General features: G+C 71.3%; 21 protein-coding genes and 1 pseudogene. 12 read left to right on the forward strand and 10 right to left on the reverse strand.

Annotated features, from left to right (window positions below; all coding sequences use genetic code 11):
* Positions 1–393 precede the first annotated feature (393 nt).
* Positions 394–1,251 carry a hypothetical protein gene (locus ACIOMQ_RS08250; protein WP_402188251.1) on the forward strand — a complete coding sequence of 286 codons (858 nt, stop codon included), beginning with the start codon at positions 394–396 and terminating at the stop codon, positions 1,249–1,251.
* Here ACIOMQ_RS08250 and ACIOMQ_RS08255 read toward each other — a convergent pair.
* On the reverse strand, positions 1,242–2,087 hold the full coding sequence (locus tag ACIOMQ_RS08255; RefSeq protein WP_362201491.1) for an aldo/keto reductase: 846 nt from the start codon (positions 2,085–2,087) through the stop codon (positions 1,242–1,244). The genes ACIOMQ_RS08250 and ACIOMQ_RS08255 overlap by 10 nt on opposite strands.
* 262 nt (positions 2,088–2,349) lie before the next feature.
* A complete protein-coding gene (locus ACIOMQ_RS08260; protein ID WP_362201488.1) occupies positions 2,350–3,087 on the reverse strand; it encodes a dienelactone hydrolase family protein in 738 nt (245 codons plus the stop codon).
* Positions 3,088–3,448: 361 nt separating this feature from the next.
* On the opposite strand from ACIOMQ_RS08260, the pseudogene ACIOMQ_RS08265 reads away from it, so the two are divergent.
* Positions 3,449–4,189 (forward strand): annotated as a pseudogene (locus ACIOMQ_RS08265) (hypothetical protein); the annotation flags it as partial.
* Here ACIOMQ_RS08265 and ACIOMQ_RS08270 read toward each other — a convergent pair.
* Together ACIOMQ_RS08270 and ACIOMQ_RS08275 are read right to left on the reverse strand one after the other, a co-directional pair.
* A complete protein-coding gene (locus ACIOMQ_RS08270; protein ID WP_401755080.1) occupies positions 4,159–4,692 on the reverse strand; it encodes an NUDIX hydrolase in 534 nt (177 codons plus the stop codon). The pseudogene ACIOMQ_RS08265 and the gene ACIOMQ_RS08270 overlap by 31 nt on opposite strands.
* 178 nt (positions 4,693–4,870) lie before the next feature.
* Positions 4,871–5,395, reverse strand: coding sequence for a DUF6790 family protein (locus ACIOMQ_RS08275; protein WP_362201482.1), 525 nt, complete (start codon positions 5,393–5,395; stop codon positions 4,871–4,873).
* A 55-nt stretch (positions 5,396–5,450) separates the two neighbouring features.
* On the opposite strand from ACIOMQ_RS08275, the gene ACIOMQ_RS08280 reads away from it, so the two are divergent.
* The 7 genes from ACIOMQ_RS08280 (at position 5,451) to ACIOMQ_RS08310 (ending at position 13,813) form a co-directional block, all read left to right on the forward strand.
* A complete protein-coding gene (locus tag ACIOMQ_RS08280; protein ID WP_402188254.1) occupies positions 5,451–5,870 on the forward strand; it encodes a MarR family winged helix-turn-helix transcriptional regulator in 420 nt (139 codons plus the stop codon).
* 177 nt (positions 5,871–6,047) lie between these two features.
* Positions 6,048–6,935 (forward strand): DUF2797 domain-containing protein, encoded by an 888-nt coding sequence (locus ACIOMQ_RS08285; RefSeq protein ID WP_362201476.1) that lies wholly within the window; start codon positions 6,048–6,050, stop codon positions 6,933–6,935.
* 34 nt (positions 6,936–6,969) lie between these two features.
* A complete protein-coding gene (locus ACIOMQ_RS08290) occupies positions 6,970–7,848 on the forward strand; it encodes an amidohydrolase family protein (protein ID WP_362201473.1) in 879 nt (292 codons plus the stop codon).
* Between the two features lie 98 nt (positions 7,849–7,946).
* Positions 7,947–8,684: a response regulator transcription factor gene (locus tag ACIOMQ_RS08295; RefSeq protein WP_362201470.1), complete on the forward strand. Its 738-nt coding sequence runs from the start codon at positions 7,947–7,949 to the stop codon at positions 8,682–8,684.
* Positions 8,677–10,251, forward strand: coding sequence for an ATP-binding protein (locus ACIOMQ_RS08300; protein ID WP_402188257.1), 1,575 nt, complete (start codon positions 8,677–8,679; stop codon positions 10,249–10,251). The genes ACIOMQ_RS08295 and ACIOMQ_RS08300 overlap by 8 nt, the downstream gene beginning before the upstream one ends.
* Before the next feature lie 26 nt (positions 10,252–10,277).
* A complete protein-coding gene (locus tag ACIOMQ_RS08305; RefSeq protein ID WP_401988581.1) occupies positions 10,278–11,627 on the forward strand; it encodes a glycosyltransferase in 1,350 nt (449 codons plus the stop codon).
* Complete coding sequence (locus ACIOMQ_RS08310; protein WP_402188259.1) at positions 11,624–13,813, forward strand: ArnT family glycosyltransferase; 2,190 nt, start codon at positions 11,624–11,626, stop codon at positions 13,811–13,813. The genes ACIOMQ_RS08305 and ACIOMQ_RS08310 overlap by 4 nt, the downstream gene beginning before the upstream one ends.
* Before the next feature lie 3 nt (positions 13,814–13,816).
* On the opposite strand, the gene ACIOMQ_RS08315 is transcribed toward ACIOMQ_RS08310, so the two are convergent.
* Positions 13,817–14,686, reverse strand: coding sequence for an endonuclease/exonuclease/phosphatase family protein (locus tag ACIOMQ_RS08315; RefSeq protein WP_402188261.1), 870 nt, complete (start codon positions 14,684–14,686; stop codon positions 13,817–13,819).
* A 134-nt stretch (positions 14,687–14,820) separates the two neighbouring features.
* Between ACIOMQ_RS08315 and ACIOMQ_RS08320 the strand changes: the two genes are divergently transcribed.
* Entirely contained in the window at positions 14,821–16,350 is a 1,530-nt protein-coding gene (locus tag ACIOMQ_RS08320) for an MFS transporter (protein ID WP_362201454.1), read from the forward strand.
* Positions 16,351–16,445: 95 nt separating this feature from the next.
* Positions 16,446–17,204, forward strand: coding sequence for a TetR/AcrR family transcriptional regulator (locus ACIOMQ_RS08325; protein ID WP_362201451.1), 759 nt, complete (start codon positions 16,446–16,448; stop codon positions 17,202–17,204).
* Positions 17,205–17,381: 177 nt separating this feature from the next.
* Here ACIOMQ_RS08325 and ACIOMQ_RS08330 read toward each other — a convergent pair whose 3' ends face one another.
* From ACIOMQ_RS08330 to ACIOMQ_RS08345, 4 genes are all read right to left on the reverse strand, one after another.
* Positions 17,382–17,852, reverse strand: coding sequence for a PPOX class F420-dependent oxidoreductase (locus tag ACIOMQ_RS08330; protein ID WP_362201448.1), 471 nt, complete (start codon positions 17,850–17,852; stop codon positions 17,382–17,384).
* Positions 17,853–17,861: 9 nt separating this feature from the next.
* Positions 17,862–18,677 carry a YceI family protein gene (locus ACIOMQ_RS08335; protein ID WP_362201445.1) on the reverse strand — a complete coding sequence of 272 codons (816 nt, stop codon included), beginning with the start codon at positions 18,675–18,677 and terminating at the stop codon, positions 17,862–17,864.
* Between the two features lie 154 nt (positions 18,678–18,831).
* A complete protein-coding gene (locus ACIOMQ_RS08340; protein ID WP_362201442.1) occupies positions 18,832–21,348 on the reverse strand; it encodes an MFS transporter in 2,517 nt (838 codons plus the stop codon).
* 23 nt (positions 21,349–21,371) lie between these two features.
* On the reverse strand, positions 21,372–21,893 hold the full coding sequence (locus tag ACIOMQ_RS08345) for a MarR family winged helix-turn-helix transcriptional regulator (RefSeq protein ID WP_401261862.1): 522 nt from the start codon (positions 21,891–21,893) through the stop codon (positions 21,372–21,374).
* Between the two features lie 593 nt (positions 21,894–22,486).
* Between ACIOMQ_RS08345 and ACIOMQ_RS08350 the strand changes: the two genes are divergently transcribed.
* A complete protein-coding gene (locus ACIOMQ_RS08350) occupies positions 22,487–22,696 on the forward strand; it encodes a hypothetical protein (RefSeq protein WP_362201435.1) in 210 nt (69 codons plus the stop codon).
* Between the two features lie 39 nt (positions 22,697–22,735).
* Here the strand turns inward: ACIOMQ_RS08350 and ACIOMQ_RS08355 are convergent, their stop codons facing one another.
* Entirely contained in the window at positions 22,736–23,620 is an 885-nt protein-coding gene (locus tag ACIOMQ_RS08355; protein WP_402188263.1) for a hypothetical protein, read from the reverse strand.
* Positions 23,621–23,686: the final 66 nt, after the last annotated feature.

Raw genomic sequence — 23,686 nt, forward strand, 5'->3', positions numbered from 1 at the left:
CGGCCAGGAGAGCGGGACGCACGCCAAGCCCGCGCAGGTCACCGCGGATTGCTGTCCACCCACATGGGGCCGGGGCCGGCGGCCTCCACGGCTTTACCCACCTGTTCGGCTCGGGGCCCGCGTCGGGCAAGTCCAGGGGGCCACTCGATCAAATTCCGGGCAGGATCAAAGCCTGCCCGAGTTGCCGGACAGCGTAAGGCCCCCTGAACATGCCCGACCCCAACCCGAACAGGACACCGGCCAAAGCCGCTCCGGCCACCGGCGTGGGTGAGGCGGGGGCCGTCATTGCAACGGCCAATAAAGGGGCGGAAGTTGATGCGCTATGTGATGGCGCACTAATCGTGTCGCTGGGCCTCTTCCTGCTACGGTCATCCGTTCGCCGAGGAGGTCGTGATGACTGGTTCCCTGCCCGTTGCTGCCCAGGTGGATCTCCGCCGTCAGCCGGTGGAAGACCTGCTGGAGCGCGTGGAAGAGGCCCTGCATGTGCGGTTGGTTCGGGAGGCCCTGGTGCGCAAGCGCCGTTCCTTGGGGGGCCGTACGGAGCGGGGCACGTGGGTGCGTATCGAGCGGCGGGGATTCGAGCGGATCGGCCCGCAGGGTTGGAACGGGACCGAGGCCGCTGCTGTGCTGCAAGGGGTCGCGATGCCCGAGTGGTACCAGGGCGTGGCGTGGCGCGAGCCGGGCGAGCCGGTGATGTGGCGCGCGGATGAGCTGGAGCTGATTCCATCGCCCTCTGTCGGCAAGGGCGCCCTGGTGCTCGAAGACCCGGGCCTGCCGGACGAGTGGTGGGAGGCGCTGAACGCTTCGCTGGACGCGCTTGCCTCACAGCAGACGCCCCGGATCGCGACGCCGGACACGGTGACGATCAGGCAGGAGCAGGTGACCCAGACCATCGGGGCGGTCTTTCCCGGGGTGGCCGATACGCGGATCGAGCGGTGGGCGCCGGCTCATGCGGATCTGACCTGGGCCAACGTGATGGGACCGGAGTTCTCCCTCATCGACTGGGAAGACTGGGGCATGGCGCCCCGGGGCCTGGACGCCGCAACGCTGTGGGGCAACGCGCTTGCCGTCCCGGGGCTCGCGGACCGCGTCCACCAGGAGCGGCGTGCGGACTTGGAGAGCCGGGACGGCAAGCTGATGTCGCTGTTCTTCCTGTCGAAGATCGTCGGACCCTACGCGTACGAGGAAGATCCGCTGCTGGCCCCAGCCCGGAAAGAGGCCGAGCGCCTGGTAGCCGAGCTTCAGCTCTGACGGTGTCCATGGAGGGCCCGCAGGTACTGACTGACGGCGGCGGTGTCCACCTCCGCGCCCAGGGCCTGGACCAACTGGGCCAGATGCCCAGGGTCGTCGGTACCGACCGCCATCGCGGAGGCGCTGGGCAGGTGGAACGCGGTCCGGAACGCCGCCTGAACGCGGGACAAGCCATCGTGGGGCGGTCGGAGGAACGGGCGGGGATCGAACTCCTCCCACACCTTCCTGTGGCCGCCACCGAAGGGGCTCATGCCCCAGGTCTCGCCCGCCTGCCAGGCGGTGCGCAGGACGGTGGTGGCGTCGAGGAGGTCGATGCCCACGAAGAACCCGGCCCGGACCATGAGGACGTCCGGAGACGGAAGGTCCTCCACCCGGACCACGCCGAGCGACCGGGTATCCCAGGAGGCCACACCCCAGGCGCGGCACAGACCGTCGCGGGCGGCGTCGGCCAGAGCGGTGCAGGCGCTGCCGAGGAGGGCGTGGCCATCGGCCGGGGACAGGCCCGCGAGGCTCCGTTCGGGGTTGTGTAGGAGCACGGTGTCAGGTTCCCTACCGAGTTCCCGGGCCGCCCGCTCGACGGCCAGTCGCAGCCGGACCGGATCAAGGGAGTGCTCAGTACCTCCGGCGCTCGGGGAGAAGCCCACTTTCGTGGAGAGGGTGAACCTCGGCAGGAGATCGGCGGCCGTGTCGGCCAGTGCCACGTGCGAGCGGAAGCTGAAGTAGGGAGCCGCAGTGTCCAGGGCGGTGACGCCGAGGTCGAGTGCGGCCGTCAGGATGTCGCGGTGGTGACGAGACCGGTGTAGGCCGAGGACAAGGCGGGGGTCAGCTCCGTGCACAGTTCCTCCTTCAGCAGGATCGCGACGACCAGCAACTGACCGCCCGCATCTCCGAACTCACCAATGCCAACAGACGACTTGAACAGGAGATCGCCCAGCTTCAGCCGTTGAAGGACCGAGTCGACGAACTCGAGAAGGACCTGGCAGCTGCCCGCAGCAGTCTGCGCAAAATGATCCGCGCGGAGAATTCCTGACCCACCTATCCGCCTCTGCGACGGGGGCCTGACCAGCAGCCTTCTACGCTGGTCAGGCCCCCACTCGGTCAGTAGCTGTTGGCCAGTGTGCGGTCGAGGAGGGGGAGCAGGCGGTCCCAGTGGCGCTGTAGTCCGGCGGGGTCGAAGGCGTCGGTGTCGGACATGGTGAACCCGTGGACGGTGCCGGGGTAGATCTCGGAGGTGTAGTCGACCTTCGCGGCGTCCAGGGCCCGGTTGAGCTCGCCGAGGGCTTCGGGCGTCAGGTCGCTTTCGGCATGGCCGAAGTGGACCTGGGCGGTGATCCCGGCGAAGGCACCCGGCCCGTCCACGCCCACGGGGCCGTGGAATGCGGCGAGGGCGGCCACCTGGTCGGGGTGGGCCGCGGCGGTGCGCATGGCCAGGAGGCCGCCTATGCAATAGCCGGTCACGGCGACCGGTCCGGCGGCGACCTCGGGCTGGGTGGTGAGGAACCTGAGGTAGGCGTCGGCGTCACGCAGTACGCGTTCGGCGGTGTGCGCTTCGATCAACGGCATCAGCTGGGCCATGAGCGCGGGCCGGGCCTCTTCTCCGATGTGCTCGGGAAGGTCGATCAGCGGTGCCGGGCCGTGTCGGTAGAAGAGGTTGGGGACGAGTACGTAGTACCCGTGCCCGGCCAGTTCGCGGGCCATCTCCCGCAGCAGGGGCCGGATGCCGAAGCCGTCCGCGTACATCAGCACCCCTGGGTGCCGCTCGCCGCGGTCGGGGAAGGTGGCGAAGGCGTCGGCTTGGCCGTCCGTGGTGGGAATCTGCAGCGTCTTGGTGGGCATGAACTCTCCTGTCGTGGTTGATGTGTTGAGCCTGTGATCAACACGACGGAGGCGGAGCTCGCGCAGCAGCGCAAGATCCCCGATCAAACAGCGGGCCCGCACCGGCCCGTACGGCGCTCAGAAGAGCACCGGGTCACCAATCCGTGTGTGGCGCAATGCCGTCCCGGTATTCATGGCCACACAGCGTAGCCCACCGGGCAAAAGGCGACGCCAGCACCCCAGTTCACAGTACGGCGCGACGTCCCCGCCGCAAGCTTCGTGCTAACCCCACTCCGGGACCACAACACAACGTGCCTTACGTGCCTGCTACCGACACGGCGCGTTGACCTGCCAGGATCATTTACAACTCTAGATAACGATCGGGTGGACGTACTTCGATGCCCGGCAGTACCACCAGGCCCGCGCGTACTTCTCGGAGGCTCTGCAACTGGCCCGGGAGATTGACGACCACCCATTCATGGCCAACGTTCTGGCGTGCATGAGCCTGCAAGCGACCTACCAGGAGAAGCCAGCGGACGCACTTGCGCTGGTGTCTGCCGCCCAAGACCAGGCCCGAGCGGCCATCGGCACGACGCCGAGAGTCCGGGCCATGCTGGCCATGCGTGAGGCGTTCGCCCACGCGACCTTGGGTGACCGGACAGCGACCCACACCGCGATCTCCGAGGCACATTGTCAGTACGGGCGGATCAAGGCGGACGACCCGGACCCGGCATGGGTGACGTACTTCGACGAGCCGAAGCTCATCGTGGACACGGGCATTGCGCACGGCCGTCTCGGCGAGGCGGCGATTGCCGAACCGTTGATCGCCGATGCGCTGGAGCGGGAGGACCCCGCGAACCAGCGAGGTAGGGCGTTCCACGCCTTCTGGTTGGCCCGTACGCAGCTCCAGCGGGGCAAGCTCGACCAGGCGTGCCACACGGCGATCGAGGCACTGGTGCCCGCCGCAGCCGTGTCGTCCGAGCGGGTGACCGGGCACCTTCGCGAGTTCTACGAGCAGCTTGCGCCGTATCGCGAGGTGCCGGCCGCAGTCGCCTTCGAGGCACGCCTACGAGCGATGCTTCCCTCGCAGGGTCAGCGAACCCCTTCGTCCATCAGGACGTAGAGGAGGCCGACGAGGGAGCCGCTGCTGACGATCTCGCGGCGGTCGATCATGCCCCGGATGCTCGCCAGTGGGATCCACTCGATCCGGTCCGACTCGTTCTTCTCGGTCGGCGGCCCGTCGTACGTGGCGCCGTCGGCGCGGAACAGGTGGTGCTGCGAGTCCGTGATGCCGTTCGCAGGTTCGGCGTAGATCAGCGGCTTCATCGGGCCTGGACGCCAGCCAGTCTCTTCGAGGACTTCACGGGCGGCAGCCTCGCCGGGCGTCTCGTCCGCCTCGACCAGGCCCATGGGCAGCTCCCAGGCCCACGCGTCCGTGATGAAGCGGTGACGCCACATCATCAGGACCTCTTGGCGGTCGTTGATCACTGCGGCTACGGCCAGGTGGCGGAGCTTGACGACGTGGTGTTCCCAGCGGTTCCCGTCCGGCGTCTCGATGTCGGTGAGCCACAGGTTCACCCACTTGTTTTCGTAGATCGGACGTTCCCCGTGGATCTTCCACCGCATCGCTGTGGCCCCTCTCGATCGACCTCCGGCATCACAGACAGGGTGGAACTGCCACCTGGCCAAGCCGGATTGTGCGTTGGCGAGCGTCTGGCAATGCCTGGGCGGCGGCGAGAGCTGTTTGCTGGTGACGGCTACAGGGCCAGGGCCCGCGTGAACAGCCGTGCCGGGGTGAGGCCGGTCAGGTGGCGATGTCCGCGGTCGGCCGGGGTGTGGCCGCCAGGCGTCGGGATCGCATGGCCAGGATGATCATGACCGCCGGGATCAGGAGGTCGTTGACGAGGACTCCGCCGGTGTTGCCGGGGGCGTGGTCACCGTGGGCGAACCACTGGTGGACGTGGCCGGCCGCGGCTCCCCAGAGGAACATCCCGCCGCCGAGCCCGATGGTGATGCGCTCGCGCGCGGATGCCGAGGCGGCCCGGAAGCCCATGACGGCCAGCCCGAGGTTGGCGAAGGCGATCTCGAACATGAAGGGCGTCCGGTCGAAGCCGATCGCGGTGGCCATGACGTCCGGGAAGGCGAGGAACGCGACCGTCATCCACAGGCTGCCGCAGCCGAAGGCGCCGATGGCCCACCAGCGCTGCCAGGTTTCCAGCGCCTGCTGGGGTGACTGGGCGCGGCGGGTCCGTAAGAAGGCTCCGACGGCCGGCACCACGATCCAGACCAGGGGGAACGCGGACTGGGCGAGATAGGAGAAGGTGTCCATGCCTCAGTCTTACCTGGTTAATATTAACCAGTCAAGAGTTAGGTATAGTGGTGGTGTGGATGACGGACTCGCAGACCTGCTGCACCGCGTGGTCATGCTGCTGGGCGAGGCCACCCGGCAGCGCACGGATGACCCCGACGGCTTGACCTACAGCCAGATACGACTTCTGGGCACGCTGGAGGACATCGAGCCGGCGACGCAGCATCGGCTGGCGCAGGCGCTGTCGGTGTCGGATCCGGCGATCAGCCGGGCGCTACGACCGCTCGAAGCGGGTGGCCTGGTGCAGATCACCGTCGACCCCGAACACGCGCGGCGGCGGCTGGTCCGCCTCACCGAGGCCGGCCGGAAAGCCTTCCACACCGCCGGAAAGCCGCTCTACGACGAGCTCCGCGCCGGGCTGGTAGCGGCCGGGTTTCCCTACGAGCGCTACTTCGAAGACACCCTTCGGCTGGCCGAGTTCCTCGCATCCGACTGAGGACGCTTCTGCGTGGACGGGTGTCGGTGGGCCTGTCGCCGTCCGGGCCGCTGACTTCGAGCGACTGCTGCCGGCCCGAATTGACGCTGCCCTTCGGGACCGTGACCGCCGCGGCGGAGCCGCCGTCTCGGGCGGGGCTGTCACTGCCGTCCGCTAACGTCTTTTTGAGGGGTGTTCATGGCTATGGGATGGCAGTGCACCGGGCTGCGGTGGCCCGACGCGCAGGGGCCGCCCGTGCTGGGGTGGCGGCGGGGCGGGGTCGTGCGGGTGAGTGCGCCGGCCTTCGGGACGGAGCTCGGGTTCCGGGCGGTCGGGCGGCGGCGCTGTGTCGGGGCGCGTGGGAACGCGTGTCCGGTCGGGGCCGGGGTGTCGGGGCGGAGTACGGGGGCGCGGTGTCCGGAGTGTGCGCGGCTGGACCGGGCACACTCGGTGGCCGCCGACACGATCGCCGACGACCCGAGGACGTACCGCGTGTATCTGGCCTGGTTCGGGCCGGGGATGGTGAAGGTCGGGATCACCGCGGAGGAGCGGGAGGCGGCGCGGCTGAGGGAGCAGGGGGCCGTGGTGTTCAGCTGGCTGGGGCGGGGGCCGTTGATGGCGGCGCGGCGGACCGAGGAGCTGCTGCGGTCGGCGCTCGGGGTGCCGGACCGGATTCCGTACGCCGGGAAGCGGGCCGTGCGCGCGGCGCTGCCGGAGGCGGCGGAGCGGCGTGCCGAGGTGGCGGAGCTCTACGGGCGGGCCGCGGCGCTGGAGGGGGCCGGGTGGCCGGAGTCGCTGGAGCGGCTGCCGTTCGAGGCGGTCGACCACGCCGGGGTGTTCGGTCTCGACGGCACGGTCGAGGTGGCGTGGGCGGTCACGGAGTTGGTGGACGGGGGCGTGGTCGCGGGGCGGCTGGTGGCGGCGGCCGGGCCCGATCTGCATCTGGAGACGGTGACGCACGGCGGTGTGGTGCTGGACACCCGGCTGATGACCGGATGGGAACTGGCGGGCGCCGACGCGCGGGCCGGGGTGGGCGTGCCGGTGGCCGACCTCGGGGGCGGCGGCGTGCAGGGCGGGCTGTTCTGAGATCGTCGGGGCCGGACGGCGAAAGGGGAACGCGATGAGGAGCGGCGCCGACGACGTCGTGCGGTTCCGGGAGCGGCTGGGGCTGCCCGGGATCATCGATGTCCATACGCACTTCATGCCGGAGCGGGTGCTCCGCAAGGTCTGGGCGTACTTCGACTCCGCGGGGCCGCTGACCGGGATGGAGTGGCCGATCGAGTACCGGCACGACGAGGACGAACGGCTGGGGCTGCTGCGCTCGTTCGGCGTGCTCCGGTTCACCTCGATGCTCTATCCGCACAAGGCGGGCATGGCGGCCTGGCTGAACGGCTGGGCGGCCGACTTCGCGCACCGGGTGCCGGACTGTCTGCACACCGCGACGTTCTTCCCGGAGGAGGGCGTGGAACGGTATGTGCGCGAGGCCGTGGAGGCGGGGGCGCGGGTCTTCAAGTCGCACCTCCAGGTCGGCGCGTACGACGCCAACGACCCGTTGCTGGAGCCCGTGTGGGGGCTGCTCGCGGAAGCCGGGATCCCGGTGGTGATGCACTGCGGCTCCGGGCCGGCGCCCGGCAGGCACACGGGACCCGAACCGGTCGGCCGGCTGCTCGCCCGGCATCCGCGGCTGCGGCTGATCGTGGCGCACCTGGGGATGCCGGAGTACGCGGAGTTCCTGGCGCTGGCGGAGACGTACTCCGAGGTACGGCTCGACACGACGATGGCGTTCACGGACTTCACGGAGGACTTCTCCCCGTTCCCGGTGGCCGAGCGGGGGCGGCTCGCGTCGCTCGGGGACCGGATCCTGCTGGGCACGGACTTCCCGAACATCCCGTATCCGTACGCGCATCAGCTGCACGCGCTGGAACGGCTGGAGCTGGGGGACGACTGGCTGCGCGCGGTCTGCCACGGGAACGCGCGCGCGTTGTTCGCCGTGGAGTGAGCGGACCGGCGTCGGAGAGGGCGCTTCTCCCGGTTTTTCTCAGGGAATTCACAGATTCGGGAAAGGGCCCTCTCAGAGGGGCCTCACAGGGTTGAGGCATGACGACGACCTTGCCCCAGGGGCGTACCGAACTGCTGAGGGCGGACCGCAGCCCCGTCCGTGTACTGGTGGTGGACGACGAGGCCCCGCTCGCCGAACTGCTCTCCATGGCCCTGCGCTACGAGGGCTGGGAGGTACGCAGCGCCGGGGACGGTGCCGGTGCCGTACGGATGGCGCGCGACTTCCGGCCCGACGCGGTGGTCCTCGACGTGATGCTGCCCGACACGGACGGCTTCGCCGTACTGGGCAGACTGCGGCGCGAGCTCTCCGAGGTTCCCGTGCTGTTCCTCACCGCGCGCGACGCGGTGGAGGACCGGATCGCGGGGCTGACGGCGGGCGGCGACGACTACGTCACCAAGCCGTTCAGCCTGGAGGAGGTCGTGGCGCGGCTGCGCGGGCTGATCCGGCGCTCCGGCACGACGGCCGTACGCAGCGAGTCGACGCTCGTGGTCGGCGATCTGACCCTGGACGAGGACAGCCACGAGGTCGGCCGGGGCGGTACGTCCATCCACCTCACCGCGACCGAGTTCGAGCTGCTGCGCTTCCTGATGCGCAATCCGCGGCGGGTGCTGAGCAAGGCGCAGATCCTCGACCGGGTGTGGAACTACGACTTCGGCGGGCAGGCGAACGTCGTCGAGCTGTACATCTCGTATCTGCGCAAGAAGATCGACGCCGGACGGTCGCCGATGATCCACACCCGACGCGGGGCGGGGTATCTCATCAAGCCCGGTGAGTAGACCGGTGAGCGGGCGGCCGGACCGGTGGCGGGGGCCGTGGACGCTGCGGACCCGGCTCGTGGTCTCGGCGGTGGCGCTGATCGCCGTGGTCGCCGCGGTCATCGGTTCGGTCACCACCATCGCCTACCGCAGCTACATGTACGGCAAGCTCGACGACCAGCTGCACTCCCTCGCCATGCGCGCCTCGAAGCCGCCCGGCGGCGGGGGACCGATGCCCGGTGGTGGGCCGCGGAGCGACGACCCCCTGGCCTTCGTCGGCGCGCGCGGGCTGCCCATGGGCGCCTTCGGGGCCGTGCTGGCGGACGGCTCCGTCACCGGGTCGAGGGTGGTCACGGAGAGCTCCACCACGCCGGGGCCGGGGAGCGAGGACAGCGGGCAGCCGATGACCGGCGCCCAGCAGAGCGCCCTGGCCGCGGCGGACCTTCCTGCCGGCGGCGGGGCGGCGACCGTCGATCTGCCCGGCCTCGGCTCCAACCGGGTGGAGACCGTCGAGGGTCCGCACGGGACGACGATCCTCGTCGGGATCCCCGCCACCGAGGTGAGCTCCGCCCTCACCACCCTGATCCTCGTCGAGGTCTGCGTCACCGGCGCCGGTCTGATCGCGGCCGGTATCGCGGGCGCCGCCATGGTCGGTGTCGCGCTGCGGCCGCTGCGCCGCGTCGCCGCGACCGCGACCCGGGTCTCCGAACTCCCGCTGCACAGCGGCGAGGTGGCCCCCCTGGAACGGGTCCCGGAGGCCGAGGCCGACCCCCGGACCGAGGTCGGGCAGGTGGGCGCGGCGCTCAACCGGATGCTGGGCCACGTCGGTTCGGCGCTGGAGGTGCGGCAGGAGAGCGAGACGCGGGTGCGCCAGTTCGTCGCGGACGCCAGCCATGAGCTGCGCACCCCGCTGGCCTCGATCCGCGGATACGCCGAACTGACCCGGCGGGGCGGTGAGGAGACCGGCCCCGACACCCGGCACGCCCTGGCCCGGATCGAGTCCGAGGCGGAGCGGATGACGGGCATGGTGGAGGATCTGCTGCTGCTCGCCCGGCTGGACGCCGGGCGCCCGCTCAGCCGCGAGAGCACCGATCTCTCGCCGGTCGTCGTCGACGCGGTGAGCGACGCCCGCGCCGCCGGGCGGGGGGACCACCACTGGCGCCTCGAACTGCCGGACGAGCCCGCGACCGTGCACGGTGATCCCACCCGGCTCCACCAGGTGCTGGTCAACCTGCTGGCGAACGCCCGTACCCACACCCCGCCCGGCACCACCGTCACCGTGCGGGTACGTACCGAGGCCGCCCGGCCCTGGGTGACGCTGGAGGTCGGGGACGACGGGCCCGGCATTCCCCCGGAGCTGCTGCCGCACGTCTTCGAACGGTTCGCGCGCGGCGATGCCTCGCGCTCCCGCCACGCGGGCTCCACGGGGCTCGGGCTCGCCATCGTGCAGGCCGTCGTCGCCGCGCACGGCGGCCGGGCGGAGGTGTCGTCCGTTCCGGGACGCACGGTGTTCGCCGTCCATCTGCCCGCGGGGCCTGTCCCCCCGGCGTACTCACAGCGGGGGGACAGGCTCAGCACATCGGCGTGACAGCGGGGCCGCCGAGTGTCGACGGCATGCGAACCGACACTCCTTGGAGCACCCTGCCGGCCCGGGACCACCTCCTGGCCGGAGCGGTCGACGCGGCAGGTGCCCCCGTACTCGACGTGGTGGTACCCGTCTACAACGAGGAGAAGGACCTCGAACCGTGCGTGCTGCGCCTGCACGACCATCTGGCGCGCACCTTCCCGTACGCCTTCCGGATCACCGTCGCGGACAACGCGAGCACCGACCGGACGCCGCAGGTGGCGGCCGGGCTCGCGGCGGCGCTGCCCCGGGTGCGGTCCTGCCGGCTGGAGGAGAAGGGCCGCGGGCGGGCGCTGCGTACCGTCTGGTCGCACTCGGACGCCCCGGTCCTGGCGTACATGGACGTCGATCTCTCCACCGACCTCAACGCGCTGCTGCCGCTGGTCGCACCGCTGATCTCGGGCCACTCGGACCTGGCGATCGGCTCGCGGCTGGCCCGCAGCTCGCGGGTGGTGCGCGGCTCGAAGCGGGAGTTCGTCTCGCGCGCCTACAACCTCGTCCTCCGCTCGTCGCTGGCCGCCCGGTTCAGCGACGCGCAGTGCGGGTTCAAGGCCATCCGGCGGGAGGTCGCGCAGCGGCTGCTGCCGATGGTGGAGGACCCGGGGTGGTTCTTCGACACCGAGATGCTGGTGCTCGCCGAGCGCGCCGGGCTGCGCATCCACGAGGTGCCGGTCGACTGGGTCGACGACCCCGACTCCACCGTCCACATCGTGCGGACGGCGGCCGAGGACCTGAAAGGTGTGTGGCGGGTGGGGCGGGCGCTGGCGGTCGGCGCACTGCCGCTGGACCGGCTGGCGCGGCCCTTCGGGGACGATCCGCGCGACCGCGCGCTGAGCGGGGTGCCCGGCGGCCTGGCCCGGCAGCTCGTCGGTTTCTGTGTCGTCGGCGCGCTCTCCACGCTCTTCTACCTGGCCCTGTACTCGCTCTTCCGGCTGGGCGCCGGCCCGCAGACCGCCAACGGCGGCGCGCTGCTGGTGTCGGCCGTCGCCAATACGGCGGCCAACCGGAGGCTCACCTTCGGCGTACGCGGCCGGGGCGGAGCCGTACGCCACCAGGCGCAGGGACTCGTCGTCTTCGCCATCGGTCTCGCCCTGACCAGCGGCTCGCTGGCGGCACTGGGAGCCGCCTCCGGATCGCCGTCGCACGGCACGGAACTCGCCGTGCTGATCGCGGCCAACCTCGCGGCGACGGTGCTGCGGTTCCTGCTCTTCCGCGCCTGGGTCTTCCCGGAGCGGGCCGCTGCCGGAAACCCCGCGGCTCCCGAAGCCTTCGCGGCTCCCGAAGCCTTCGCGGCCGGGCGCGCCGACGACACCCACCACGAACTGGGGAACGCCCGATGACCACGCTGCATCCCGACCACCTCCCGGTCCCGCCGGGTGCGCCGGCCCCCGCGCCGTCCACCGCACCGGCCCACGGCCGCCCGAACGGGCCCCTGGCGCACCGCGTGTGGCGGGGCAGGCCCGAGGATCCGCGCTGGGCGCGGCCCGCCTTCCTCGCCCTGCTGCTGGTCATCGGGGCCGCGTACCTGTGGAACCTCAGCGCCTCCGGATACGCCAACTCCTTCTACTCCGCCGCCGCCCAGGCGGGCAGCCGGAGCTGGAAGGCCCTCTTCTTCGGCTCGCTGGACGCGGCCAACGCCATCACCGTCGACAAGCCCCCGGCCGCCCTCTGGCCGATGGCCCTGTCGGTGCGGATCCTCGGCCTCAACTCCTGGGCGATCCTGGCCCCGCAGGTGCTGATGGGGGTGGCCACGGCCGGGGTGCTGTACGCGGGCGTACGCCGCCGTTTCAACGCCGTGGCCGGGCTGATCGCGATGACGGTGTTCGCGCTCACCCCGGTGGCCGCGCTGATGTTCCGCTTCAACAACCCGGACGCGCTGCTGGCGTTGCTGATGACCGCCACCGTCTACTGCGTGCTGCGCGCCATGGAGAACGGCCGGACCAAGTGGCTGGTGTGGGCGGGCGTCGCGGTCGGGTTCGCCTTCCTGGCCAAGACCCTCCAGGCGTTCCTGATCCTGCCGCCGCTGGCCGTGCTGTACGCGGTGTTCGCGCCGGTACCCGTACGCAAGAGGCTCGGCCAACTCGCGCTCTCGGCCCTCGTGACGGTCGTCGCGGGCGGCTGGTGGGTGGCGATCGTCGAACTGTGGCCCGCCTCGTCGCGGCCGTACGTCGGCGGCTCGCAGAACAACTCCTTCCTGGAGCTGACCTTCGGCTACAACGGTCTCGGCCGGATCAACGGCGACGAGACCGGCAGTGTCGGAGGCGGCGGGGGCGGCGGCGGTGCCGGCGGCCAGTGGGGCGAGACCGGCATCGGCCGGATGTTCAACTCCGAGATCGGCGGCCAGATCTCCTGGCTGCTGCCCGCCGCGCTGATCCTCCTCGTCGCGGGTGTCTGGCTGACCTGGCGGGCCGGGCGCACCGACACGGCCCGTGCGGCGTTCCTCGCCTGGGGCGGTTCGCTGCTGATGACCGCGGTCGTCTTCAGCTTCATGGCCGGCATCTTCCACCAGTACTACACGGTCGCCCTGGCGCCGTATCTCGCGGCGCTCACCGGTATGGGCGCGACGGTCCTGTGGGAGGAGCGGGCCAAGTGGTGGGCGCGCGGGGCGCTCGCCGCCACGGTCGCGGTGACCGCGCTCTGGGCGTACGTGCTGCTGGGGCGGACCCCGGACTACCTGCCGTGGCTGCGCACGGCCGTGCTGGTCGCCGGGATCGCCGGCGGGCTGGGTCTGCTGCTCGTGTCCCGGCTGGGGCGCCGGTCGGCACTCGTCGTCGTGGGGCTGGGCCTCGCCGCGTCGCTGGCCGGGCCGTCCGCGTACGCCGCGAGCACACTGAACACCGGGCACCAGGGCTCGATCGTGACGGCCGGCCCGTCCGCGGGCGGCATGGGCGGTCCCGGCGGCAGGGGTGGCGGCGGACGCGGTGGTCCCGGCGGCGGGATGCGTCTCCCGGGGCAGGGCAATCAGCAGGGCAGTCAGCAGGGTGGCGGCATGGGGCAGCCTCCGACCGGCACCCCGCCCGGCCAGGGCCAGGGCCAGAGCCAGGGCCACGTGCCGGGCCGGCCCGGCACCTCGCAGAACGGCCGGCAGCCCGGCGCCATGCCCGCCATGCCCCGCATGGGTGAAGGCTTCGGAGGCGGCGGCATGGGCGGGCTGCTCAACGGCGCGTCCGTCGGCGCCGAGGCCGAGAAGCTCCTGGAGGAGAACGCCGGGGACTACACCTGGGCCGCCGCCGCCGTCGGATCCCAGAACGCCGCGAGCTACCAACTCGCCACCCAAGAGCCGGTGATGGCGATCGGCGGCTTCAACGGCAGCGACCCGTCCCCGACGCTCGACCGGTTCAAGCAGTACGTCGAGGACGGGAAGATCCACTACTTCATCGCGGGCGGAATGGGCGGCGCGGGCGGGGGCGGCGGCAGCAATGGCACCTCCTCGCAGATCTCGTCCTGGGTGGAGGAGAACTTCAAGGAGGTCACGGTCGGCAGCGCCACCCTCTACGACCTGACCCGGCCGAAGCAGGGCAGCTGAGGCTCAGCGCCGCAGCAGCAGGTCGGCGACCACCGGGCGGTGGTCCGAGGCGAGCGTCTCGGCCACCGCCGCGTCGCGGACCTGTACGGAATCCTTCGACACCGCCACGTAGTCGATCCGCTGCACCGGATCCTGCGCCGGGTACGTCGGCCCGCCGGGCTCGACGTCCGTCAGCCGCTCCCACAGCGGGGCGAGCTCGGGAGCGTCCGGGGCCGCGTTGAAGTCGCCGAGCAGGATCTGCCGCACCTTCTGCCGCCCGGCCCCCGGCCCCGATGCCCCGTCCTGCGCCATGATCCGGCGGGTGTCGGCGACCTGGGCGGTCCGTACGGACGGGTCGGCGCGGTAGTCGAGATGCGTCACGTACACGTGCACGGGCAGTCCCTTCACCCGGAGGACCACCTCGCCGAAGCCGGGCGCGGGGGCCGGCACCGGGTTCGGGTCCTGGGTGGAGAGCCGGGTGATCTCGTGGTTCTCGGCGCTCGTCATCCGGTACCTGGACAGCACCGCGACCCCGAACTCGCGCCGGGGCGCACCGGGAGTCCCGGGATCGAGGCTGTATATCGGGGCGAACGAGACGTGCATGTGCAGCCGCTCGGCCAGCTCACCCGCCAGGTCGCGCCACTGGCTGCGGGTGCCCCAGTGGACGTCGACCTCCTGGAGGCCGATCACATCGGCGTCCAGTGCGCGCAGTTCGGCCGCCTGCCGGTCGAGATCGAAGACGTTGTCCATGCCGGCGCCCGCATGGATGTTGTAGGTGGCCACGCGCAGCGGCACCGCGTGCCCCTGCCCGGCGGCCGACGCGGGAGGCGCGAGGACGGCCCCCGACAGGCCCGCTGCGATGAGAACGTCCACCGTACGACGACGCAGTGACATACCACTCCAGTCCTTGTCGGATCAGCGGCGAGCACGGTACCGCGCGGAAATGAGTTGTACACCGTATAAGGCGAGCTATACGGTGTACGTCTTATCCCTGTACGCCGTATAAGAAACAGAACGCAGGAGTCCGCATGACGGCGACCGTCGCCGAGCAGAACCACCTCTCGCCGCCGAGACATCCGCAACGCTGGTTGATCCTGGGCGTCATCTGCCTCGCCCAGCTCACCGTGCTGCTCGACAACACCGTGCTCAACGTGGCGATCCCCTCCCTCACCCAGGAGCTGGACGCCTCCACCGCCGACGTGCAGTGGATGATCAACGCCTACTCGCTGGTCCAGTCGGGTCTGCTGCTCACGGCCGGCAGCTCCGCCGACCGCTACGGCCGCAAGAAGATGCTGGTCGCCGGGCTCGCGCTGTTCGGCACCGGTTCACTGGTGGCCGGGCTCGCCCAGACGTCCGCGCAGCTCATCGCCGCCCGTGCGGGCATGGGCATCGGCGGCGCGCTGCTGATGACGACGACCCTGGCCGTCATCGTGCAGATCTTCGACGACTCCGAGCGGGTCAAGGCCATCGGCATCTGGTCGACCGTCAGCTCGCTCGGCTTCGCCATCGGGCCGCTGATCGGCGGCGTGATGCTCGACCACTTCTGGTGGGGCGCGATCTTCCTGGTCAACATCCCCGTCGCCGTCATCGGCCTGGCCGCCGTCGTCCGGCTCGTCCCGGAGTCCAAGAACTCCAGCAGCGAGCGCCCCGACCTGCTCGGCGCGCTGCTCTCCACCATCGGTATGGCTTCCGTCGTATACGCGATCATCTCCGGCCCGGAGCACGGCTGGACGTCGGGCCGGGTGCTGCTGACCGCCTTCGTCGGGATCGTCGTCCTCGCCGGATTCGTGCTGTGGGAGCTGCGCATCCCGTATCCGATGCTGGACATGCACTTCTTCCGGAACCAGAAGTTCATCGGGGCGGTCGCGGGCGCGATCCTGGTCGCCTTCGGGATGGGCGGTTCGCTCTTCCTGCTCACCCAGCAGCTCCAGTTCGTCCTCGGCTACGGGCCGCTGGAGGCCGGTCTGCGGACGGCTCCGCTGGCGCTGAGCGTCGTCGCCCTCAACCTCACCGGACTGGGCGCCAGGCTGGTGCCCAAGCTGGGCACCCCGGTGACCATCGCGGCCGGGATGAGCCTGCTGGCCGCCGGTCTCGCCGCGATCGCGCTGCTCGGCGGCGACGGTTACGGCGGCATGCTGCTCGGCCTGGTCGTGATGGGCGCCGGCATCGCGTTGGCCATGCCCGCCATGGCCAACGCGATCATGAGCGCCATTCCGCCGGAGAAGGCGGGCGTGGGCGCGGGGGTCAACGGCACGCTCGCCGAATTCGGCAATGGGCTGGGGGTCGCCGTCCTCGGCGCGGTGCTCAACTCCCGGTTCGGGGCGCTCGTGCCGGCCGCCGTCGGGGCGGCCTCGCTGCCCGCCGCGCTGGCCTCGGCCACCGACGACGGAGAGCGGGCGCGGATCACGGACGCCTTCGCCTCGGGGCTGGAGACCAGCCAGCTCGTCGGAGCGGCGGCGGTGCTGGCCGGCGGCCTGCTGGCCGCGGCGCTCCTGCGCCGTGCGGAGCGGGCGGAATCCGTCCGGGCGGACTCGGCCGGCGCCACCGCATCGGCATAGCATCGAGGCGGGGCGCATCGGACCGTACGAATCCGCTTCGGGCGCGCTGGTACGTATCCGGTCCGTCCCGTCGGCGAGAAAGAGGAGAGTGCGCCATGGTGTCCGCGGACGACCGTGTGAAGAGCCCTGTCAGGACCAGTGTGTGGCTGGAGCAGCGGGCACCGTCGCGCACCCGCAGATCGGACCAGCCGGCCGGCCTCGACCGGGAGAAGATCACCGCGGCGTCGGTCCGGCTGCTGGACGCCGAGGGCCTCGCCAAGTTCTCCATGCGCCGGCTCGCCGCCGAGCTGGAGGTCACCGCGATGTCCCTCTACTGGTACGTGGACACCAAGGACGATCTGCTGGAGCTGGCCCTCGACTCGGTCTACCGCGAGATCGCGCCCCCGCGCGAGGACGCGCCCTGGCGCGACCGGCTGCGCGAACTCGCCGTCTCCTACCGGGAACTGCTGGTCCGCCATGTCTGGGTGTCTCCGCTCGCCGGCCACTTTCTCAACATGGGCCCGTACTCGATGCTGTTCTTGCACGCCATCCAGGACGTGATCCGGGCGACGGGGCTGCCGCTGCACCAGCAGACGGGCGCGCTCTCCGCGGTCTTCCAGTTCGTGTACGGATTCGGCACCATCGAGGCCCACTTCGTGCAGCGCAGCGCGGAGACGGGGGTCAGCCAGGACGAGTTCTTCCAGCAGTCGCTGCGCGCCATCCGGAGCCAGCCGCAGCTCAGCGGGATCGTCGAGTCCTCGCAGGACCTGATGGACGCCCGGGGCGGCGACACGGTCGAGGAGATGCGCGACCGGGACTTCACCTTCGCGCTGGACCTGCTGATCGCGGGCATCGAGGCCATGCGGGACCGCTGAGCTCCGGCCCGCCCGTACACCGGTCCCCGGCCCGGACGCCCCGGACGCTGGCCCGGCCCGGGCGCCGTCCCGGCCCGAAGGACCCCGCCGTCGGCGCGGCCGGCAGCCGGGCCCGCGCGAGCAGGCCCGGCGACGGAAGGTGCGCCGGTATCCGGAAGGGCAATCCGGGAGCGGCCGTCAGCTGCCGGACGCGAGAGACGCGGGGAAGCCCCCGGTGGCGACCGGACCCCACCGCTCCGGCGTGATCCGGATGATCGACTTGCCCTGCTTCACCATCGCCGCCCGGTACTCGTCCCAGTCCGGGTGCTCACCCGAGATGTTCCGGAAGTACTCGACGAGCGGCTCGACCGAATCCGGCGAGTCGATCACCTCGGCCGTACCGTCGATCTGCACCCACGGCCCGTTCCAGTCGTCCGACAGCACGAGGACGCTCACCCGCGCGTCCCGTTTCGCGTTGCGGGTCTTGGCCCGTTCGGGGTAGGTGGAGACGACGATCCGGCCCGCGTCGTCGACTCCGCAGGTCAGCGGGGAGCCCTGGGGACGGCCGTCGGACCGGGTGGTCAGCAGGATCGCCCGGTGCCGGGGTCGTACGAAAGCAAGCAGCTCGTCGAGTTCCACAGCGGTGTTCGTAGCGATGTGAGGTGCCATGTCCGCAGATTACGACGGCAGGGACGCACCCTGCACGGCCTGGATGTCCAGTTCGATCCGCAGTGTCGTGCCGATCGCCGAGATGCCCGCCTGCACCACCTGGTTGTAGTTCATGGCGAAGTCCTCGCGGCGCAGCTCGGCCGTTGCGCTGAACGCCGCACGCACCCCGCCCCACGGGTCCGGGCCCGTCCCGAGGTAGCTCAGGTTCAGGTCGACCGGGCGCACGACGCCGTGCAGCGACAGCTCACCGTGGACCAGCCAGCGGTCGGGGCCCGCCGGGGTCAGCCCGTTGGAGCGGTAGGTGATCTCCGGGAACCGGTCCGAGTCCAGGAAGTCCGGGGAGCGCAGGTGCTTGTCGCGCATCCCGTTGCCGGTGTCGATGCTGGCCGCGTTGATGACGGCGTCGACCCGGGACCGGTGGACCTCCTCCGCGATCTCGATGCGGCCGCCGAACTCGGTGAACCGGCCGTGCACGCTGGAGATCCCCAGGTGCTGCGCGACCGCGCCCACCGAGGAGTGCGCCGGGTCCAGCGACCAGGCGCCCGGCGGCGGCAGCTCCACACCGCCCTGGCGGGCCAGCACCACCGTGCCGGCCTCGGCCCGCCCGCTCGCCGTGACGAGGGCGGTGGAGGCGGCGGGGGCGTACCCGACCGCCGTGACGATCACTGTGTACGCGCCGGCCTGGAGGGGGGTGTCGGTCCGTACCGTCCCGTCCTCGTCGGCAGTGGCCCGCAGCACCTGCGTGCCGGACATGTCGGTGACCGTCACGACCGCGTGCTGGACCGCCCAGCCGTCCCGCGTCCGTACCTGTGCGCGAAGTCCCATCCCGTTCTCTCTCCTTGCTCAACGACTCAATGAGTCGGGCCCCGGGGCGAGGACGGCAGGCCGTCCCCTGCCTGCCGTCCCCGCCACCGGGGCCCATTTCCACCGGCCGGTACAGCGTCTCCGCTCGAAACGCCGACCCGCCAGGGGTCTGTGGTTACTCGCCGGGGTGGGCGAGCTCGATGTCGTGGCCGTCGACCCCGCGACCGGCCACGGTCAGTGCACCGGCCACCGGCGGGTAACCGGTCGCGACGACCGAGTACTCGCCCGCGTCCAGGTCGGTGAAGGCGTACGCCCCGTCCTCCCCGGTCGTCGAGGTGGCGACGACATTGCCCGCCGCGTCGACCAGCGTGACCCGGGCGTCCGGCAGCGGCCGCCGGCCGGAACCGGCCCGCACGACACCCTGCACCAGCGCACCGGCCTGCAGCGCGGCCTCGATCCGGGTGACACCCTGGCCGCCGATCTCCACCGGCAGCGCCAGCGGACGGAACCCGGCGGCGTTCACCGCGACGGTCACCGGACCGGGGACCAGCTCACCGAAGGCGAACTCGCCCGTCTCGCCGGACTTGCCGGTGGCCAGCACATCGCCGCGCACATCGGTCACGACGACCATGGCGCCCTCGACCGGCGCGGCGGTCTCGGCGGTCCGCACGGTCACGGCCAGGCCGCTCGTACCCGAGAGCAGGATGTCGTACGAGAGCGGCTCGGCACCGACGACCACGGTGGACGCCTGCGGCTGGAAGCCGTCGGCGGACGCGATCAGGACGTAGCTGCCGGAGCCCGGCGCGTCCAGTGCGTAGCCGCCGTCGGCCTGGGCGACGGAGCGTCCCAGCTGCCGGCCGGCCAGCGAGATCAGCGTGACGGCGGCCCGGGCGACGGGGGCGCCCTCGGCGCCGCGCACCACACCGTGCACGGTCGTGCCCTGGAGGGTGGCGACGGGGGCTTCCAGGGTGTCGGCCGGAGTGGGCCCGGCCGTTCCCTCGGAGACCGGCGCGGCCGTGATGGCGGTGGTGGTGGCAGTGGTGGCCGTGGTGGCCGGTGCCTCGACCGCTTCCGCGACGGGGGACTCGGCCGCGGCCGGAGCGTCGTTCGCCGCGTTCGTCTTCAGCGCGACCTCCTTGATGAAGATCGTGATCACGAAGGCGATCAGCGCGGCCGGGGCGGCGTACAGGAAGACATCGCCGACACCGTGCCCGTAGGCGCTCTCCACGACCGTGCGGAACGGCGCGGGCAGCTTGTCCAGGTCGGGGATGCCCCCGCCGCCGGTGCCGCCGTGGCCCATGGCAGCGCCCTGGGGACCGAGGTCCGCGAGGCCGTCCTTGACGTAGTGGGTGACGCGGTTCGCCATGACGGCGCCCAGCGCCGAGACGCCGATGGCACCACCGAGCGAACGGAAGAAGGTGACGACGGAGCTGGCCGAGCCGAGGTCGGACGGGGCGACCTGGTTCTGCGTGGCGAGCACCAGGTTCTGCATCATCATGCCGATGCCGAGACCCATGACGGCCATGAAGACCGCGATGTGCCAGTACTCCGTGTCGTACCGGATGGTGCCCAGCAGCCCGAGCCCGGCGGTGACCAGGAAGCCACCGGTGACGAGCCAGGCCTTCCAGCGGCCGGTCCTGGTGATGACCTGGCCCGAGACCGTCGAGGAGATGAACAGCCCCGCGATCATCGGGATCGTCATGACACCGGACATCGTCGGCGACTTGCCGCGCGCCAGCTGGAAGTACTGGCTGAAGAAGACGGTGCCCGCGAACATCGCGATACCGACGAACAGCGAGGCCATCGAGGCCAGCGTGATGGTGCGGTTACGGAAGAGGCGCAGCGGGATGATCGGCTCGGCGGCCTTGGACTCGACGGCGATGAAGAGCGCGGCGAGCGCGGCGGAGCCGATGAGCATCGCGGCGGTCTGCCAGGAGAGCCAGTCGTACTTGTCGCCCGCGAAGGTCACCCAGAGAAGGAGCAGCGACACGGCGGCGCTGATGAAGAACGCACCCCACCAGTCGACCTTGACCTCACGCTTCACGACCGGGAGCTTCAGCGTCTTCTGGAGCACGATCAGCGCGATGACGGCGAACGGCACACCGACGTAGAAGCACCAGCGCCAGCCCATCCAGCTGGTGTCGGTGATGACACCGCCGAGCAGCGGACCACCGACGGTGGCGACGGCGAACACCGCACCGATGTATCCGCTGTAGCGACCGCGTTCACGCGGGGCGATCATCGCCGCCATCACGATCTGCGCGAGGGCGGAGAGACCGCCGACGCCGATGCCCTGGATGACACGGCAGGCGATCAGCATGCCGCTGCTGGTCGACATACCGGCGACGACCGAGCCCGCGACGTAGATGACGAGTGCTATCTGGACCAGCAGCTTCTTGCTGAACAGGTCGGAGAGCTTGCCCCACAGGGGGGTGGTGGCGGTCATCGCCAGCAGCGAGGCCGTGACGACCCAGGTGTAGGCGCTCTGGCCGCCTCCGAGGTCGGAGATGATCTCCGGAAGGGCGTTCGAGACGACCGTCGACGACAGGATCGCGACGAACATGCCGAGCATCAGCCCGGCCAGTGCCTCCATGATCTGTCGGTGTGTCATCGGCGCGCCGGACGAGGCATCGGGTGATGCCCCGTGCTTGGCGTGGCCGCCCCGCACACCGGTTGGTGTGGTCGTAGCCATTGAGTTCCTTGTCTTTGCTTCTGTTACACAGGTGTACGGGTGTGCACGTCGTTGTCGCTGTCGGCGGGCCGCGGGCGGCAGTCGCCGATGTGTTTTCCGGGGGCGCACCCCCCGGGGCCGCGGCAGGCGAAACTGTCGCGCAGCCGGGCCAGCAGCGTGTTGAGCTGTCCGACCTCGTCGTCGGACCAGTCGGAGAGGTTGTGGACGAAGAGTTCGGTGACCCGCTGGTTCAGATCACTGAGCAGGTGACGTCCGGCGGGGGTCAGCCGCAGGATGCGGGACCGCTTGTCCGCCGGGTCCGGAGACCGCTCGATCCAGCCGCGTTCTGCCACGTGGGCGACGTGACGGCTGGTCACGGACATGTCGACGGCCATCAGTTCGGCCAGCCTGCTGATCCGCATTTCGCCGTGCTCACGCAGGAGCGCCAGTACGGCGGCGGAGCCGGCGGGACATTCGGCGGGCAACATGCGGGCGAGACCCCGTTTGACGGCTCCGACGGCGCTGAGCTGCCGGGCCAGTTCTTCGTACTGACCTCGTACAGCCACGAGCCCCCCAGGCGTCTCATCGGTTCATCTTGTTGTCATCTTGTTGCTTAGGGCAACCATAGAAGCCGATGGTTGCTGAAGGCAAACGAAAGGGCGCTTGCAGAAGTAAAGGAACACAAAAGGCTGCGTAGGGCTTGGGTCAAACGCCCAGCGTGCGGGGGCGGGCCGGGGCGGGTGTGTCTCCTGCCACAGCCGGGGCGGTCGGGCACCCCGCCTGCGGTGCGTGCGGGACGGCTCCGCCGCGTAGGTGGCCGCGTATACAGACGCGTATACAGAGGTGTGCGGGCACGGGGGGCGTCCGGGCGCCGGTACGCGAGGGGGGTCGCCCCTTTCGTGCCGGTTCACATCGTCTCGCGCTGGCTCATACCGGCTCCGCGATGGTTCTACGGCGGCTCCACACCGGCTCGGCGGTGGCTCCGCGGGTGGCTCCGCACCGGTTCTGCGGGTGGCTCCGCACCGGTTCCACAGAGGCTCCGTAGCGGCCTCGCGGCGGGGTGCGCGTCTCTCCCCGACCCGGTCCCCCGGCACCGGCCACGGCCCTTCGGCGACCCGGGGGTTGGGCCGTAACGCCGAGTTCGCTAGGGTCCTGGCACATGGCACACAACCCCCACGCCCCGCAGGGCCCCGAGGGCAACAACGACCCGGCCGGCAGCACCCAGATGTTCCGCGCCTTCGTCGACGAGGGCGAGCCGCAGCGCCGGCAGCAGCCGGCCGCCTCGTCCGGACCGAAGACCGGGGTGATCGTCACCGTCGTCGCGGTGCTCGTCGTCCTCGCGGCGGTCGCCTGGCTCGCGCTCGGCTGACCGGCACACGGGTTCCCCGTACCGCCCCGCCTCCACCCGTCACTTCGATACGGCGGTGACGTCCCGGGTCTCGACATGCATCCCCAGGGGCACCCGCCAGGCGTCCACGCAGACGGTGTACGTCTTCGTCCGCGCAGCTCCCGCACCGATCGGCGCGGGCAGCGGCGCGGACGTCTCGACGGTCGCCCAGTCGATCCCCAGCCCGCCGATGATGTGCGTGGCGAAGGTGGCGGTCCCCGACCGCACCGGTGATCCTCCGGTGTTGCGGAATTCCACCGTCACCTTCTCGCACCAGCGCTCGTCCGCGCCCGCCCGCTCGGGGGCGCCCACCACCAGCACGGCAGGCCCCGCGGGCGGGGTGGTGCCGGGGCCGGGCGCGGAGGGGACCGAGGGATCCGAGGGGCCGCTGCCCGTACCCCCGGCACCGCCCGAGCCGCCGGCACTCCCGCCGCCGGAGCCGGACGTGCCAGGGGTCCCGGACGGCCCGCCGGCCCCGTCGCCCGCGCCGCCCGTGCCTCCGGAGCCGTCGCGGTCGCGGTCGGCCGAGGTTCCCGACGACGCCGCGTCGCCGTCCGCCCGGCCCCCGGTACTCCCACCGGCCCCGTCGCCCTTGCCGCCGCTGCCGCCGCTGCCGTCCTCGCCGTCCCTGCCACCCCCGCCGCTCCCGCCGCTCCCGCCGCTCCCGCCGCTCCCGCCGCTCCCGCCGCTCCCGTCCAGCGGTACCAGCGTCACCTTTCCCGACGGCGGCACCGCACCGGACAGCGGTCTCTCCGGGCCGGTGCCCGCCGCGCCGACCGCCACGTAGCCGTCGTCCGCCGCACCGCCGCCGCAGGCGGCCAGCGCGCCGCCCAGACACAGCACGGCCGCCGAGGCGACGATCACGGTGCCCCGGCGGCCGGTCGAGTCGAGTATCTGACGTCGCATCGCGCCAGTGTGGCTGACGGTCCGTCAAATCGGAACCCTTGCGCCGCGGTACGGCGGTCCATGGCG

The organism is Streptomyces sp. NPDC087845 (assembly GCF_044742755.1).
Classification (GTDB): domain Bacteria; phylum Actinomycetota; class Actinomycetes; order Streptomycetales; family Streptomycetaceae; genus Streptomyces.

Bases quoted from the DNA above. Each gene is read 5' to 3' on its own strand.
- ACIOMQ_RS08325 (WP_362201451.1), top strand. From the start codon at position 16,446: ATGGTGTCCGCGGACGACCGTGTGAAGAGCCCTGTCAGGACCAGTGTG.
- ACIOMQ_RS08330 (WP_362201448.1), bottom strand. From the start codon at position 17,852: ATGGCACCTCACATCGCTACGAACACCGCTGTGGAACTCGACGAGCTG.
- ACIOMQ_RS08310 (WP_402188259.1), top strand. From the start codon at position 11,624: ATGACCACGCTGCATCCCGACCACCTCCCGGTCCCGCCGGGTGCGCCG.
- ACIOMQ_RS08270 (WP_401755080.1), bottom strand. From the start codon at position 4,692: ATGCGGTGGAAGATCCACGGGGAACGTCCGATCTACGAAAACAAGTGG.
- ACIOMQ_RS08340 (WP_362201442.1), bottom strand. From the start codon at position 21,348: ATGGCTACGACCACACCAACCGGTGTGCGGGGCGGCCACGCCAAGCAC.
- ACIOMQ_RS08260 (WP_362201488.1), bottom strand. From the start codon at position 3,087: ATGCCCACCAAGACGCTGCAGATTCCCACCACGGACGGCCAAGCCGAC.
- ACIOMQ_RS08320 (WP_362201454.1), top strand. From the start codon at position 14,821: ATGACGGCGACCGTCGCCGAGCAGAACCACCTCTCGCCGCCGAGACAT.
- ACIOMQ_RS08275 (WP_362201482.1), bottom strand. From the start codon at position 5,395: ATGGACACCTTCTCCTATCTCGCCCAGTCCGCGTTCCCCCTGGTCTGG.
- ACIOMQ_RS08250 (WP_402188251.1), top strand. From the start codon at position 394: ATGACTGGTTCCCTGCCCGTTGCTGCCCAGGTGGATCTCCGCCGTCAG.
- ACIOMQ_RS08350 (WP_362201435.1), top strand. From the start codon at position 22,487: ATGGCACACAACCCCCACGCCCCGCAGGGCCCCGAGGGCAACAACGAC.
- ACIOMQ_RS08305 (WP_401988581.1), top strand. From the start codon at position 10,278: ATGCGAACCGACACTCCTTGGAGCACCCTGCCGGCCCGGGACCACCTC.
- ACIOMQ_RS08285 (WP_362201476.1), top strand. From the start codon at position 6,048: ATGGCTATGGGATGGCAGTGCACCGGGCTGCGGTGGCCCGACGCGCAG.
- ACIOMQ_RS08295 (WP_362201470.1), top strand. From the start codon at position 7,947: ATGACGACGACCTTGCCCCAGGGGCGTACCGAACTGCTGAGGGCGGAC.
- ACIOMQ_RS08315 (WP_402188261.1), bottom strand. From the start codon at position 14,686: ATGTCACTGCGTCGTCGTACGGTGGACGTTCTCATCGCAGCGGGCCTG.
- ACIOMQ_RS08335 (WP_362201445.1), bottom strand. From the start codon at position 18,677: ATGGGACTTCGCGCACAGGTACGGACGCGGGACGGCTGGGCGGTCCAG.
- ACIOMQ_RS08355 (WP_402188263.1), bottom strand. From the start codon at position 23,620: ATGCGACGTCAGATACTCGACTCGACCGGCCGCCGGGGCACCGTGATC.
- ACIOMQ_RS08290 (WP_362201473.1), top strand. From the start codon at position 6,970: ATGAGGAGCGGCGCCGACGACGTCGTGCGGTTCCGGGAGCGGCTGGGG.